This window comes from Nocardia sp. NPDC059177 (genome assembly GCF_042755165.1).
Taxonomy (GTDB): Bacteria; Actinomycetota; Actinomycetes; order Mycobacteriales; family Mycobacteriaceae; genus Nocardia.
On sequence record NZ_JBHZBX010000017.1, the window covers coordinates 1 to 13,615 of the forward strand.

General features: G+C 67.6%; 12 protein-coding genes. 5 read left to right on the top strand and 7 right to left on the bottom strand.

All coding sequences use genetic code 11. The features are described 5' to 3' along the window. Positions 1-141: 141 nt before the first annotated feature. Both ACFXK0_RS20780 and ACFXK0_RS20785 read right to left on the bottom strand, forming a co-directional pair. On the bottom strand, positions 142-1,119 hold the full coding sequence (locus ACFXK0_RS20780) for an Rpn family recombination-promoting nuclease/putative transposase (RefSeq protein WP_379412167.1): 978 nt from the start codon (positions 1,117-1,119) through the stop codon (positions 142-144). 81 nt (positions 1,120-1,200) lie between these two features. Then, the gene (locus ACFXK0_RS20785; RefSeq protein WP_379412168.1) at positions 1,201-1,998 is read right to left on the bottom strand and encodes an exodeoxyribonuclease III; all 798 of its coding nucleotides are present in this window, start codon (positions 1,996-1,998) and stop codon (positions 1,201-1,203) included. A 108-nt stretch (positions 1,999-2,106) separates the two neighbouring features. On the opposite strand from ACFXK0_RS20785, the gene ACFXK0_RS20790 reads away from it, so the two are divergent. Next, positions 2,107-2,967, top strand: coding sequence for an alpha/beta fold hydrolase (locus ACFXK0_RS20790; protein ID WP_379412169.1), 861 nt, complete (start codon positions 2,107-2,109; stop codon positions 2,965-2,967). Positions 2,968-2,999: 32 nt separating this feature from the next. Here ACFXK0_RS20790 and ACFXK0_RS20795 read toward each other — a convergent pair whose 3' ends face one another. Then, the gene (locus ACFXK0_RS20795) at positions 3,000-4,241 is read right to left on the bottom strand and encodes an acyl-CoA dehydrogenase family protein (RefSeq protein WP_379412170.1); all 1,242 of its coding nucleotides are present in this window, start codon (positions 4,239-4,241) and stop codon (positions 3,000-3,002) included. Positions 4,242-4,437: 196 nt separating this feature from the next. On the opposite strand from ACFXK0_RS20795, the gene ACFXK0_RS20800 reads away from it, so the two are divergent. The 3 genes from ACFXK0_RS20800 (at position 4,438) to ACFXK0_RS20810 (ending at position 7,750) form a co-directional block, all read left to right on the top strand. Continuing rightward, positions 4,438-6,063, top strand: coding sequence for a purine-cytosine permease family protein (locus ACFXK0_RS20800; RefSeq protein WP_379412171.1), 1,626 nt, complete (start codon positions 4,438-4,440; stop codon positions 6,061-6,063). A 141-nt stretch (positions 6,064-6,204) separates the two neighbouring features. After that, positions 6,205-6,543 (top strand): helix-turn-helix transcriptional regulator, encoded by a 339-nt coding sequence (locus ACFXK0_RS20805; RefSeq protein WP_379412172.1) that lies wholly within the window; start codon positions 6,205-6,207, stop codon positions 6,541-6,543. Beyond that, entirely contained in the window at positions 6,533-7,750 is a 1,218-nt protein-coding gene (locus ACFXK0_RS20810; RefSeq protein WP_379412173.1) for a type II toxin-antitoxin system HipA family toxin, read from the top strand. The genes ACFXK0_RS20805 and ACFXK0_RS20810 overlap by 11 nt, the downstream gene beginning before the upstream one ends. Before the next feature lie 3 nt (positions 7,751-7,753). On the opposite strand, the gene ACFXK0_RS20815 is transcribed toward ACFXK0_RS20810, so the two are convergent. The 4 genes from ACFXK0_RS20815 to glpK all read right to left on the bottom strand — a co-directional run bounded on the left by ACFXK0_RS20815 (position 7,754) and on the right by glpK (position 12,614). After that, the gene (locus ACFXK0_RS20815; protein ID WP_379412174.1) at positions 7,754-8,503 is read right to left on the bottom strand and encodes an SDR family oxidoreductase; all 750 of its coding nucleotides are present in this window, start codon (positions 8,501-8,503) and stop codon (positions 7,754-7,756) included. Between the two features lie 137 nt (positions 8,504-8,640). Next, positions 8,641-9,273, bottom strand: coding sequence for a TetR/AcrR family transcriptional regulator (locus ACFXK0_RS20820; RefSeq protein ID WP_379412175.1), 633 nt, complete (start codon positions 9,271-9,273; stop codon positions 8,641-8,643). Between the two features lie 113 nt (positions 9,274-9,386). Next, positions 9,387-11,066 carry a glycerol-3-phosphate dehydrogenase gene (gene glpD / locus ACFXK0_RS20825; RefSeq protein WP_379412176.1) on the bottom strand — a complete coding sequence of 560 codons (1,680 nt, stop codon included), beginning with the start codon at positions 11,064-11,066 and terminating at the stop codon, positions 9,387-9,389. A gap of 33 nt (positions 11,067-11,099) precedes the next feature. After that, the gene (gene glpK, locus ACFXK0_RS20830) at positions 11,100-12,614 is read right to left on the bottom strand and encodes a glycerol kinase GlpK (RefSeq protein ID WP_379412177.1); all 1,515 of its coding nucleotides are present in this window, start codon (positions 12,612-12,614) and stop codon (positions 11,100-11,102) included. 120 nt (positions 12,615-12,734) lie between these two features. On the opposite strand from glpK, the gene ACFXK0_RS20835 reads away from it, so the two are divergent. After that, positions 12,735-13,553: an IclR family transcriptional regulator gene (locus ACFXK0_RS20835; RefSeq protein ID WP_379412178.1), complete on the top strand. Its 819-nt coding sequence runs from the start codon at positions 12,735-12,737 to the stop codon at positions 13,551-13,553. The last annotated feature ends 62 nt before the right edge of the window (positions 13,554-13,615 follow it).

A 13,615-nucleotide genomic window follows, 5' to 3' on the forward strand; every position in this document is an offset into this window, starting at 1 on the left:
GTGGTCGTCGTCATCGTGGAGTAGGTCCGATCTCGCCCTGCGTCGGGCTGGATTTGCTGAGTGCCGGTGGACTCAACTCACCCTGACACGCAGGGCTCTGGACAGGGTCCGCACCCAGCGCGCGTGCGACAAGGCGCACGGTCAGGCGATACCGAGATCGTCCAAGGTCTCGGCCGACAGCAGCCGACCGATCCACGTGTTGAGCTGATCCTGACTCGCTGAACGAAGTACGTCAGCAACCTGAGCCGGGACCGGCCCGAACTTCTCAGCCATCAGCTGCAGCAGAACTTTGACCTGACCTTCGGCACGGCCCTCGACGCGGCCTTCGACACGCCCCTCGACACGGCCCTCGGCGCGGAGTCGACTCGCGGTGGTCATGAATGTCTCCTTCGCTTCCGGTCCGAGGTCGTCGACCAGGGTTTGCAGGTCACGGTCGGTGGTTTCACCCACACTTAGAATGTACGTCAGGAACGCGGCGAATTCATCGGCGTCCAGCTCCCTGAGGTCCTGCTCCACCACCCGTAGCTCCACATGCAGACGCTCATTGCCGGGCGCGATCTTGAGCATGATCTGCAGCAGACGCGTCGCCCCCGTACCGGGGCGGGCGACCACCTCCTCCAGCGGAGTGGCGGTCAGGTCGTTGAGCAAGTAGCTCAGGCGCGGAATATACGGGTCGAGTTCGGTGCGGAGATCGTCGTCGACGGCGACGAGGTCCGCCAGCTGAGTGCTCGCGGTCCACGGACTGCTCTTCGGGCTGGCGTAGGTGACGATCGGCAGGATGAACGGCAACGTGTCACCGGCGTCGGGATCGGACTTTCGGTCGTGTTTCCAGATCGACACCACATACTCGAGCACCCGCAACGCCATCAGCTTTTCCGAGGTGGACTGATGTTCGTACAGGACGTACACGTATGCCCGGCGGCCGCAGGTCAGGGTCGTGCGGAAGAGGACATCGCTCTCGGTGTGCGCCAGGTGTTTGGACACGAACGTGACCGATTCGCGGGTGAGATCGTGCCAGTTGATCCTGGACACCAGAGTCGGCGCGACCGCTTCGACGAGCGGCCGCGCGAAAGCCGCGGCATTGGCCGGTTTGTCGATCGTGCGCGGCGAATCAGCCATAGCCACAAGCTATCTCACCGTGCCTGGCTACTTCCACATGGCCCGCAGGCCCCGACCGGATGACCGGCGGACGCGCGGGTGTCAGCGGTATTGGACGGTGACCGGGGCGTGGTCGGACCAGCGCTGGTCGTAGGTGGCGGCGCGTTCCACGACGGCTTCTTTGGCGCGGGTGGTCAGGTTGCCGAGGGCGAGCTGGTAATCGATTCTCCAGCCGGCGTCGTTGTCGTAGGCGCGGCCGCGGTAGGACCACCAGCTGTAGGGGCCCGCGATGTCGGGGTGCAGGGTGCGGACCACGTCGACGTAGCCGGCGGCGAGGAGGTCGGCGATCCAGGCTCGTTCCTCGGGGAGGAAGCCGGCTGACTTCTGGTTGGCCTTCCAGTTCTTCAGGTCTACCTCGGCGGGGGCGATGTTCCAGTCGCCGCTCACCACGAACTGGCCGGTGCGGGTCTTCAGGTAGGTGCCGAGTTCGGCCATGAAGCGGTATTTCTCGTCCTGTTTGGGCGTGTTCTCCTCGCCGGAGTGCACGTACACGCTGGCCGCGGTGACCTCACCGAAGTCGGCCTCGATGTAGCGGCCCGACGCGGCGAACTCGCTGCTGCCGAAGCCGATCCGCACGGCATCGGGTGTGCGGCGCGAGAGGATCCCGACGCCTGCCCTGCCCTTGGACTCCGGTTCGGCATGCGAGAGCACCCAGCCGGCCTCGAGTGCTGGGGCCAGCGCAGCCGCGGTCTGGGCGTCGGTGGCGCGGGTCTCCTGCAGGCACACGATGTCGGCCTCGGTCGCCGCGAGCCAGGCCAGCATTCCCTTGGTCGCCGCGGCACGCACGCCGTTCACGTTCACTGTCGAGAGCGTGCAGTAGGAGGCGTAGTCGGTAGTCACCCGGAAACGATAACGCTGTGCGCCGTCCGGGCCGGTCAGCGGCCGTTCCCGCGCTAGCATCGAGGAAGAAGAAGCGCTCCCCGGACACCGCCGTCCAGGAAGGGGTGAATGACGATGATGTCACGCACCGCCAAGAACACCGCTCGCCCCGCGCCCGTGGCCGCACTGCACCTGGGGTCCGGCGACCCGGTGCTGTTGCTGCACGGGTTCATGTTGTCGCCGCACTGCTGGGAAGAGGTGGCGCGGCGGATGGCGGCGAACTGCGAGGTGTACGCGCCCGCCTTCGCGGGGCACTGGGGTGGGCCCGAGGTCGAGGGATGGTCGCTGGATGTGTACGCGCTGGCCGATCAGATCGAGAATCAGCTCGACGAATTAGGTTGGCGCACTTGTCATATCGCGGGTAATTCGCTCGGCGGCTGGGTGGGACTTGAGCTGGCGCGACGTGGCAGGGCGCGCACGCTCACCGCCATCGCACCGGCCGGCGGGTGGACGACGCCCTCGCTCACGGCGATGCGTGTGGGCGCGAAGTTCGCCTCGCTGATCCCGTTCATCCAGATCGGCAGGCTGCTCGGCGACCTGGCGATCAGCAATCCGGTGGTGCAGCAGGTATCCGCGTTGCTGGTCAGCAAGCACATCAGCGCGGTGCCCCGGCGCGACCTGGCCGCCCTGGTGGCCGCGGCGCTACATTGCGAGGTGATCGTGCCGATGCTGCTGGGCAGCCTGCGCGCGCCTGCCATGGACGACCTCGGCGAGCTGACCACCCCGGTGCGCCTGCTGCTCGCCGAATACGACCGGATCATCCCCAACCGGGTCTACGCCACCCGCTACCTGCGCGAACTCCCCGATTCCGCGGATCGCATCGTGGTGCACGGGGTGGGGCACGTGCCGATGCTGGAGGCACCGGACCGGATCGCGACACTGATCGCCGAGCACATCTACGCCAGCCGCAACCACCTGCGCGCGGTCTGAGCGGGCCCGGCACCGCGCCGGGCCCGCCTGCCCTACTTGCCGAGCAGTCCCTTGGCGATGTGGGTCACCTGGATCTCGTTGCTGCCCGCGTAGATCATCAGCGACTTGGCGTCGCGGGCCAGCTGCTCGACGCGGTACTCGCTCATGTAGCCGTTGCCGCCGAACAGCTGCACCGCCTCCATCGCCACCTCGGTGGCGGCCTCGGAGCAGTACAGCTTCATCGCCGAGGCCTCGGCCAGGCTCGGCGGTTTGCCCGCCTTGCCGCGCTCGAGCACGTTGAACACCATGTTCTGCACATTGATCCGGGCGATCTCCATCTTGGCCAGCTTGAGCTGCACCAGCTGGAAGCGCCCGATCTCCTGGCCCCACAGCGTGCGGTTGCGCGCGTAATCCACACAGAGCCGGTGACATTCGTCGATCACGCCCAGCGCCATGAACCCGACGCCGATCCGTTCGGCGGTGAAACTGGCCCTGGCGCTCTCGCGGCCGTCGCCGCCGCGATGGTCCTCGGTCTCGCCGAGCAGCCGGTCGCGGCCGAGCCGGACATTGTCGAAGAACAGCTCGCCTGTCGGTGAGGAGTGCAGGCCCATCTTCTTGAACGGTTTGCCCTGGGTGAGCCCTTCCATGCCCTTGTCCAGCACGAAGGTGAGCACCTTGCGGTCGCGTTTGTCGGCGGCAGACGAGGAGGAGCCCTCGTCGAGCTTGGCGTAGACGAGCATGACATCGGCGCACGGGCCGTTGGTGATGAAGGTCTTCTGGCCGTTGAGGATGTAGTCGTCGCCGTCGCGTTCGACGCGAGTCTTCATGCCGCCGAAGGCATCCGAGCCGGAGTCGGGTTCGGTGATGGCCCAGGAGGCCACCTTGCGCAAGGTGACGATGTCGGCGAGCCAGCGCTGCTTCTGCGCCAGGGTGCCACGCGACATGATGGTGGTGGCGCCGAGCCCGATACTCACCCCGAGCGCGGACACCAAACCCATACAGACACCGGATAATTCGCTGATCAGCACCGCCATCATCGACTGCTGCCCGCCGAACGGGCTGCCGCCGGACTTCGCGCCACCGGACCCCGGCCCGGCCGCCTCCTTGGCCAGCATCTTGCTGACCGCTTCCTCACCCATCGCATCGATCCCGAACTGGCTGAACAGCTTTCGCAGGATCGGATACGGCAGCAGTTCCCCGCTGTCGAGCGCGTCCAGGTTCGGCCGGACCTCCTTGTCGATGAAGGCCCGCACGGCATCGCGGATCATCAGATCGGTCTCGGACCATTCGAACATCGTCGTCTCCTGACGCTCGTCGCACTCTGCGCACAAACATACCGATGTGCATGTATCTTCGCGGCCGTTTTCGTGACCCCGGTCACCATCGCGGCGCGTAACCGCGACGTAACGATTCGGAAAATTGGTGTCTACATCCATGCACGACCGTCTGTGAGTCGCCGAATTCGGCGATGCACGGATGAGGGAGAGACAGATGGCCGGAGCGGATACCGCCGCCAAAGAAACACTCGAGGACTACACGCTACGTTTCGCTCCGCGGAGCTACCGGAAATGGAGCCCGGCGGTCGTCGGAATCTCGGCCCTCGGCGGCATCGCCTACCTCGCCGATTTCGCCATCGGCGCGAATATCGGCATCGCGCACGGCACCGGAAACGCGCTGATCGGCATCGGTATCTTCGCCGTCGTCGTGATGCTCACCGGATTCCCGCTCGCCTATTACGCGGCGCGCTACAACATCGATCTCGATCTGATCACGCGCGGTAGCGGATTCGGTTACTACGGTTCGGTGATCACCAATATCGTGTTCGCCTCGTTCACCTTCATCTTCTTCGCGCTCGAAGGCTCGATCATGGCCCAAGGCCTGGAATTAGGCCTCGGAATTCCGTTGTGGCTGGGCTATCTGGCGTCCACGGTGATCATCTTCCCGCTGGTCATCTACGGCATGAACACGCTGGCCAAACTGCAGGTGTGGACCACCCCGCTGTGGCTGCTGCTGATGGTGGCGCCGTTCGGGTTCCTGCTGGTGCGCCACCCCGACTCGGTCGGCGCGTTCTTCGCCTACGGCGGCACCGACGGGCAGGGCGTGAGCGTGTCCGGCGCGCTGCTGGCCGCCGGTGTGTGCCTGTCGCTGATCGCCCAGATCGCCGAGCAGATCGACTACCTGCGGTTCATGCCGCCGCGCACCCCGGACAATGCCCGCAAGTGGTGGGGCTGGATGCTGCTGGCCGGTCCGGGCTGGGTGCTGTTCGGCGCGGCCAAGCAGGTCGTCGGCCTGTTCCTGGCGGTCTACCTGATCGCCAATCTGCCCGCCGCCCAGGGCATCGCGAACCAGCCGGTGCACCAGTTCCTGGAGATCTACCGCGATATGGTGCCGGGCTGGCTGGCGATGACCCTCGCAGTGGTGCTGGTGGTGATCAGCCAGGTGAAGATCAATGTCACCAACGCCTACTCGGGCTCGCTGGCCTGGACCAACTCCTACACCCGCGTCACCAAGACCTACCCGGGCCGGCTGGTGTTCCTGGTGGTCAACCTGGGTGTGGCGCTGGTGCTGATGGAAGCGAACATGTTCGACTTCCTCAACAACATCCTGGGCTTCTACGCCAACTGCGGCATCGCCTGGATCGTCACCGTGGCCACCGATATCGCGGTGAACAAGTACCTGCTGAAGATCTCGCCGAAGGTGCCGGAGTTCCGCCGGGGCATGCTCTACGACTTCAACCCGGTCGGCCTGGTCGGCTTCGGCCTGTCGGCGGTGCTGTCGATCATGACCTTCTTCGGCCTGTTCGGTGAACTGCTCAAGCCGTATTCGCCGCTGGTCGCGGTGCTGGTCGCCTTCGTGGCTACCCCGGCGACGGCGGTGCTGACCAAGGGCAAGTACTACCTGCGCCGCGTCGACGACGGCATCGAGGCGCCGATGTTCGACGAGCACGGCAACCCGTCGGGTGACCTGCTGACCTGCCATGTCACCGGGCTGGAGTTCGAGCGCCCGGACATGATCGCCTCGGCGGTGCCGGGCCCCGAGGGCGAGATCCAGTACATCAGCTCGCTGGCCCTCTCGACCGACAAGGACGGCACACACCTCCTCCCCCGCCAGCACTGAGAACCACGTCGAAGGCCGTGCCGGTGGGCACGGCCTTCGACATGTTCGGATCGGTGTACGGACCACGGGAGCGGGTTTGCGCAGGATATACTCCTTAAAGTATTGCTAGAAGCATTCTGGCCACATTTTAAGGAGGAGGCGATGAAGCGGCGGGTGGTACACAGACCGGTCGTTACCGATGCCCTCGTCGTGCTCGGCCAGCTGGTCCGCCAGGCACGGGCGACACGCGGCTGGACCGCCGAGGAGCTCGCACGCCGTGCGGATGTCTCCCCGGCCACGATCAGCAAGATCGAGGCGGGCGCCGCCGGTACCGCCGTGGGGACAGTCTTCAATGTCGCCGATCTGGTCGGCGTGCCCATTTTCGGAATAGGCGACCGTGCGGAGCTCGCTCGTCGTCGGCGCCTGGGCGAGGAAACACTGGCGCTGCTCCCCGCCCGGGTCTATCACCCTCGAACGAGCGAACCCGACGATGACTTCTGATCGCGTATACGTATGGACCTGGCTCCCCGATTCACCGACTCCTGTGGTCGCCGGCGCGATCGAGGAGCGGGGAGACATTCTCGGCTTCTACTATGCCGCGTCCTACACGGCGCGACCAGAAGCGATCAGCCTTTATGAACCGGAGCTTCCGCTACGGCGGGGGTGGCTGGAACCAGCCGACGGACTCCGGCTGGCCGGTGCGTTGCGTGACGGAAGTCCCGACGGCTGGGGACGCAGCGTCATCGAGGACCGGCTGGGGGTGGCGCCGTCGTCACTCACCGAGATCGACTACATGCTCGCCTCCGGCTCGAATCGTCTCGGCGCGATCGACTTCCAAGCCGACGCCACCGAGTACCTCCCGCGCATCGATCATGCCCCGCTCGATGAGCTCCATCGAGCGGCCGAGCTCCTGGAAGCGGGCCACGATCTCAGCCCGGCACTCGAAAGGGCGCTCGTGCACGGGACCAGTATCGGTGGAGCGCGGCCCAAGGCGACTGTCGTCGATACCGATGGTGTCGAGTACATCGCCAAATTCTCATCGACGAGCGATCGAGTCTTCAAAGTTGTCAACGCGGAGGCGATGGCGATGGACCTGGCACGACGTGCCAGGATCGATGTCGCCGATACCCAGGTAGTGCGGTCACTCGGCAAGGATGTCCTGCTTGTGCGAAGGTTCGATCGCGATGGAGAATTCCGTCGGCACGTCGTCTCCGGTCTGACGCTGGCAGCTCAGGACGAAATGCTCGCGCGGTATGTCACCTACCCCGACATTCTCGATGTCCTTCGGCGGTACGGCGATCTCACGGCGAACCCAGGGCGTCAGCTGTTCGAACGGATCGCTTTCAACATGGCCATCTCGAATTCCGATGACCACGCACGCAATCATGCTGCGTTCTGGAACGGAACACATCTGCGGCTGACACCGGCCTACGACCTAGCGCCGGGCAACCGGTCCGGCGAGACCGCGTACCAGGCGATGGCATACGGAAGGTCCGGCGAGCGCTGGTCCAGCTTCGCTGCGCTCATCCGAACCTCGAACGTATACGGTGTGGGCACCCGCGAGGCACGTGCGATCGTCGACAACATCATCGACACAGTGAACACCTGTTTCGACGACGCGGCAGAGCTCGCTCGGGTGCCCGCCGCAGATCGTCAGTTGATACGGCAGCGGCTATTTCTCAATCCCGGAGTACTCCGCGACGAGTAGAGGTCAGATCAGTTTGCGGACCACGGGCAGGGGCAGGGTGCGCAGGGCGAAGCCCAGGGGGATCCAGGGCCAGGCGGGGACGTAGGCCTTGGTGCGGCGCTTCTCGATGGCGGCGACCATGGCGCGCACGCCGACATCGGTGTCGACGATGAACTTCGGCTGATGTTTGACCCGATCATTCATCTCCGAGCGGATGTAGCCGGGGTAGATCACCGAGATGTCGACGCCGGCAATGTCTTCGGTGCGCAGGCCCTCGGCGAGGGCGGCCACGCCCGCCTTGGTGGCGGCGTAGGTGGTGAGGGTCTTGGGCATGCCGCGCACGGCCGACATCGACGAGATCATCACCAGGTGGCCGCGGCCCTGGGCGCGGAAGAGTTTCATCGCCGCTTCCGACTGGGCGAGGGCGGCGAGGAAGTTCACCAGCACGGTCTGGCGGTTGGCGTCGAAGCGGCCGGTGCCCAGTGGTGCGCCCTTGCCCAGGCCCGCGTTCACGATCACCCGGTCGACGGTGCCGAACTCCGCGGCGTATTCGTCGAAGACGGTGAACACGGCGTCGTCGTCGGTGACGTCGAGCTGCTTGACCGACACGACCCGGTCGGGAAGCGCGGCGCGGATCTCGGCGCGCAGCTCGTCGAGGCGTTCGGTGCGGCGGGCACAGATGCCCAGGTCATAGCCGAGGGCGGCGAACTGGCGGGCCATCTCCGCGCCGAGGCCGGAGCTCGCGCCGGTGATCAGAATGGTGCCCCGGCTCACGACGCCACATCCGGCGCCGGTGCCCGTGGGGGCTCGATGTGCGACTGCATGGGTTCACGCTAACCATCACGACCGGCCGGCGAAACCGATCGACAATCCCGGAGGAAGTCGAGCAGGCGGTCAGCGCTCGCGGAGACCTACCGACCCGAACTGCCGACAGCGGTGGTCGCCGAGGCGCGCAGCGCGGTGGCCGCGCGGGCCCAGCGGCGGCGGGCGCGGTCCGGGTCGGGGGCGACGAAGTCGGCGAGCAGGATGCCGCGCAGGGCGTCCATGGCGGTGTAGACGAAATCGCGAACTCTCTTGCGGCGCGGGTCTTCCGGGATCAGTTCGGTGACCGCCCGCAGCACGGCATTGTTGACCAGCGGTTCGACCTCGGCCATGGCGGCGGCCAGTGCGGGATCGGTGCGACCCGCCACCCACAGTTCGACCGTCGCCACGAACAGCGGTCCCTGATGCAGGTCCCACAGGAATTCGAGGGCGGCGCCGACCGGATCGGCGCCCGCCCTGACCTGCGTCACCTCGCTCAGCGCGGCCGTCACCCGCCGCTGCGCCAGGTGGTTGATCGCGGCGACCACCAGGTCGTGCTTGGCGCCGAAGTGGTGCAGCTGCGCGCCACGGGTGACACCGGCGCGTTCGGCGACCCGTGGCGTGGTGGTGCCCGCGTAGCCGTAGTCGACGAGGCAGTCGATGGTCGCATCCAGCAGACGTGCCCGCATCGCGCTGCTGCGCTGCCCCTGTGTGCGCCGGGGCGGTTTCGCGGTGCCGGTCATCGGCCGATCCTACTGCTTACATGCAGGTCGGTAGGTAAATCCGGACCACCCGTCTTCCCGCGACCGAGCCGCGGGTCGGGTGGTGCTGGATGCGCTCGGGCCTTCGCGGGTGATCAGCGCGCGACCGCCAGCCGGGCGTCGTTGGCTGTGGCGTCGTCGTCGGCTTCGTTGGCGGCGAGTTCGGCGTGCACCCGGTCGTAGTAGCGGTTGATCTCGGCGTCGGTCGTCTCGACGGACCAGCCGAGCAGCGGGGCGACCAGGCGGGCGACGTCGGGCGCGGCGGCCAGACCGCGATCGGGGACCTCGATGGAGATGCGGGTGCGTCGGGTGAGGATGTCGTCGAGGTGCAGGGCGCCCTCGTGGGTGACGGCGTAGACGATCTCCGCGGCGAGATGGTCGGGTGCGCCCGGAAGCGGTTCGCGCAGTGTGGGATCGGCGTCGATGAGAGCGAAGAGGTCGGTGATCAGCGAGCCGTAGCGGCCGAGCAGGTGTGCGACGACCTCGGCGGACAGCCCGGTCGACTGCGCCAGTGCCGTTGTGTCGGCGACCATTTCGGCGTACCCGGCCGCGCCGAGGATCGGCAGCTGCGCGGTGGTCGAGGCGGGGATGTCACCGCCGAGCCGGGCGGCGACGGCGTCGACCACATCGGCGGCCATCACCCGGTAGGTGGTGTATTTGCCGCCGGCGATCACGAACAGGCCGGGCGCCGGTTCGGCGACAGCGTGCTCGCGCGAGAGTTTCGCGGTCTCCTTGGACGCGCCGGTCATCAGCGGGCGCAGGCCCGCATAGGTGCCGACGATATCGGCCCTGGTCAGCGGCTCGCGCAGCAGTGCGTTGACGTGGTCGAGGATGTAGCGCACATCGGCGGCCGTCGCGGTGGGGTGGTTCTTGTCCAGCGCCCAGTCGGTGTCGGTGGTGCCGATGATCCAGTGCTCGGCCCACGGGATGACGAACAGGACCGACTTCTCGGTGCGCATGATCAGGCCGGTGCGCAGGTCGAGGCGCTCGCGCGGCACCAGGATGTGCACGCCCTTGGACATGCGCACGTGGAACGGGAAGTCGACGCCGGTCAGCTTGATCATGTCGTCGGTCCACACGCCGGTCGCGCTGATCACCGTGCGGGCCCGGATGGTGTGTGTCAGACCGGTTTCCAGGTCCAAGACCCGCGCACCCGCGACCCGCTCACCGTCGCGTTCCAGGCCGATCACCTGGGTGCGGGTGAGCACCGTCGCGCCGTGTTCGGCGGCGGTGCGGGCGATCATCATGGTGTGGCGGGCGTCGTCGACCTGGGCGTCGTAGTAGCGGATGGCGCCGGTCATCGCGTCCTCACGCAGCGCGGGCGCGAGTTCCAGTGCGCCGGTGCGGGTCAGGTGCTTGTGCATGGGCACCGTGCGGGCGCCGCCGAGGGTGTCGTAGAGGGCGATACCCGCGCCGATGTAGGCGCGTTCCCACACCCGGTGCTGCAACGGGAACAGGAACGGCACCGGGTGTACCAGATGCGGGGCGAGCGTATTCAGCAGCAGCCCACGCTCTTTGAGCGCCTCCCGGACCAGCGCGAAGTCCATCTGCTCGAGGTAGCGCAGGCCGCCGTGGATGAGTTTCGACGAACGGCTCGAGGTTCCCGCGGCGAAATCGCGGGCCTCCACCAGGGTTACGGACAGGCCGCGCGCGGCCGCGTCGAGTGCGGCGCCCGCCCCGGTCACCCCGCCGCCGATGACCAGCACGTCGATCTCGTCGGCGTCCAGGGCGGCGACCGCCCGCTCACGGTAGGTGCGGTCCAGCTGTACAGGCATGGTGGTCTCCTCGGAGAAAAGTGGTGGTGGAGTTCAGATCTCGGCCCAGTCGAGCGTGCGCGAGACGGCTTTGCGCCAGCGGGCGTAGCCGTGTTCGCGTTGCTCCGCGGACCAGGTGGGATACCAGCGGACATCTTCGGCCCAGTTGTCGAGCAGTTCCTCGGTCGAGGACCAGAAGCCGACCGCGAGCCCGGCGGCGTAGGCGGCGCCCAGCGCGGTGGTCTCGGCGACGACCGGCCGCGAGACCGGCACGCCGAGCAGATCGGCCTGGATCTGCATGGCCAGCTGGTTGACGGTGACGCCGCCGTCGACCCGCAGCGTGGCCAGCCGCACCCCCGCGTCGCGCTGCATGGCCTCGACCACGTCACGGGTCTGGTAGGCGATGGATTCCAGTGTGGCCCTGGCCAAGTGGGCGTTGTTGCTGTAGCGCGAGAGCCCGACCACGGCGCCGCGCGCGTCGGGCCGCCAGTACGGCGCGAACAGCCCCGAGAAGGCGGGCACGAAGTACACGCCACCGGAATCGGCGACCTGTTCGGCCAGGTCCTCGACCTGCGCGGCACCGGCGATGATGCCCAGCTGATCGCGCAGCCACTGCACCGCCGAACCGGTGACGGCGATCGAGCCCTCCAGCGCGTAGGCGGGTTTGTCGTCGCCGAAGCGGTAGGCGACGGTGGTGAGCAGGCCGTGCTGGGAGCGCACGATCTCGGTGCCGGTGTTGAGCATGAGGAAATTGCCGGTGCCGTAGGTGTTCTTGGCGTCGCCGGGCTGGAAACACACCTGCCCGACGGCGGCGGCCTGCTGGTCGCCGAGCACGCCGGTGATGGGGACGGCGCCCTTGAACGGGCCGTCGGGGTGCGTGGTGCCGAAGCCGGCCGGGTTCGCCGAGGACGCGATGGCAGGGAGCATGGTGCGCGGGATGTCGAAGATCGCGAGGAGTTCGTCGTCCCAGTCCAGGGTCTCCAGGTTCATCAGCATGGTGCGCGAGGCGTTGGTGGGGTCGGTGACGTGCACGCCGCCGCGGGTGCCGCCGGTCAGGTTCCAGATGAGCCAGGTGTCCATGGTGCCGAACAGGGCGTCACCGCGTTCGGCGTCGGCGCGGACACCGGGGACGGAGTCGAGGATCCAGCGCAGCTTGCCGCCGGAGAAGTACGGAGCGGGCGGCAGGCCGGTCTTGGCGCGGATGTGGTCGGCGTGACCGGCGGCGTCGAGGTCGGCGATGAGGCGGTCGGTGCGGGTGTCCTGCCAGACGATGGCGTTGCCGTAGGGGCGTCCGGTGTGGCGGTTCCAGACCACGGTGGTCTCGCGCTGATTGGTGACGCCGATGGCGGCGAGCTCGGCGGCGGTCAGATCTGCTTGCGCCAGTGCGGTTTTGACGACGGTTCGGGTGCGCTCCCAGATCTCGTCCGGATTGTGTTCGACCCAGCCGGCGCGCGGCATGATCTGCTCGTGCTCGAGCTGATGCCGGGCGACGACGCTGCCGTGCTGGTCGAAAACCATGCAGCGCGTCGACGTCGTGCCCTGGTCGATCGCGCCCACATACCGGCTCATCGTGTTCCTTTCACCGGACTCCCCTGTGAGTCCGCCCTGCCGGATCAACGCTAGGAACGGGAATCGGGGGCCGCCATCGTTGCCGTTCGACAATGCCGAACGGCCTGATAGGTTCGGGGTGTGCCTGGCCCGATCCAGTCGATCGAACGCGCCGCCGCGATGCTGCGCCTGCTCGCCCGCGCGCCCGGACCGCTGGCCGTCGGGGAGATCGCCGGCGCCCTCGACCTGGCCAAACCCACCGCGCACGGCATCCTGCGGACCCTGCTGGGGGTCGGCTTCGTCGCCCAGGACACCGCGACCGGCCGCTATCTGCTCGACACCGCGCTCAGCGAGCTCAGCACCGACCGGCTCGATGTGAACGAGCTGCGATCCCGGGCGATCCACCGGGCCGACGCCCTGGCCGCGCGCACCGGGGAGTCGGTGCGGATCGCGGTGGCGGGGACGGACGGGATCGCCGTGATCCATCACGTCTTCCGGCCCGACAACAGTGCGCAGGCGCTCGGCGTCGGCGAGATACTGCCCGCGCACGCCACCGCGCTGGGCAAGGTGCTGCTGGCATACGATGCCGCTGCCCTCGGCGCGGTGCTGCCGGTCGATGCCCCGCCGGGCAAGGTGCGGGCAGCGGACCGAGCGGCGGCGAGAGTCGTCGCATTGCCGCGGTTCACGCGCCGGACGATCGTCGATCGGGGCGGGCTGGAGCGGGTCGTCGCCGAGGTGCGGCGGGCCGGATGGGCCGGTGAGGTCGAGGAATTCCGTGCCGGGGAAGCTGGTATCGCCGCGCCGATCCGAGGGCGAGGCGGGCTGGTGGTCGCCGCCATCGGCATCACCGGCCCGGTGGATCGGCTCTGCGACAACCGTTTACAGGTTCGGCCCGCCATGATCGAGCAGGTGCGGGCGGCAGCGCGAGCCGTGCACCGCGACCTCAGTGTGTCACCGTGAACCGGACTGCACGGCAGGCGGCATCGGCCGAACCGTCTTCCACCGCCGACGAGAGCAGGGGC

Coding starts and splice junctions, on each gene's coding strand:
- ACFXK0_RS20780 (WP_379412167.1), bottom strand. CDS start 1,119: ATGGCTGATTCGCCGCGCACGATCGACAAACCGGCCAATGCCGCGGCT.
- ACFXK0_RS20790 (WP_379412169.1), top strand. CDS start 2,107: ATGACGATGATGTCACGCACCGCCAAGAACACCGCTCGCCCCGCGCCC.
- ACFXK0_RS20795 (WP_379412170.1), bottom strand. CDS start 4,241: ATGTTCGAATGGTCCGAGACCGATCTGATGATCCGCGATGCCGTGCGG.
- ACFXK0_RS20800 (WP_379412171.1), top strand. CDS start 4,438: ATGGCCGGAGCGGATACCGCCGCCAAAGAAACACTCGAGGACTACACG.
- ACFXK0_RS20805 (WP_379412172.1), top strand. CDS start 6,205: ATGAAGCGGCGGGTGGTACACAGACCGGTCGTTACCGATGCCCTCGTC.
- ACFXK0_RS20810 (WP_379412173.1), top strand. CDS start 6,533: ATGACTTCTGATCGCGTATACGTATGGACCTGGCTCCCCGATTCACCG.
- ACFXK0_RS20820 (WP_379412175.1), bottom strand. CDS start 9,273: ATGACCGGCACCGCGAAACCGCCCCGGCGCACACAGGGGCAGCGCAGC.
- glpD (WP_379412176.1), bottom strand. CDS start 11,066: ATGCCTGTACAGCTGGACCGCACCTACCGTGAGCGGGCGGTCGCCGCC.
- glpK (WP_379412177.1), bottom strand. CDS start 12,614: ATGAGCCGGTATGTGGGCGCGATCGACCAGGGCACGACGTCGACGCGC.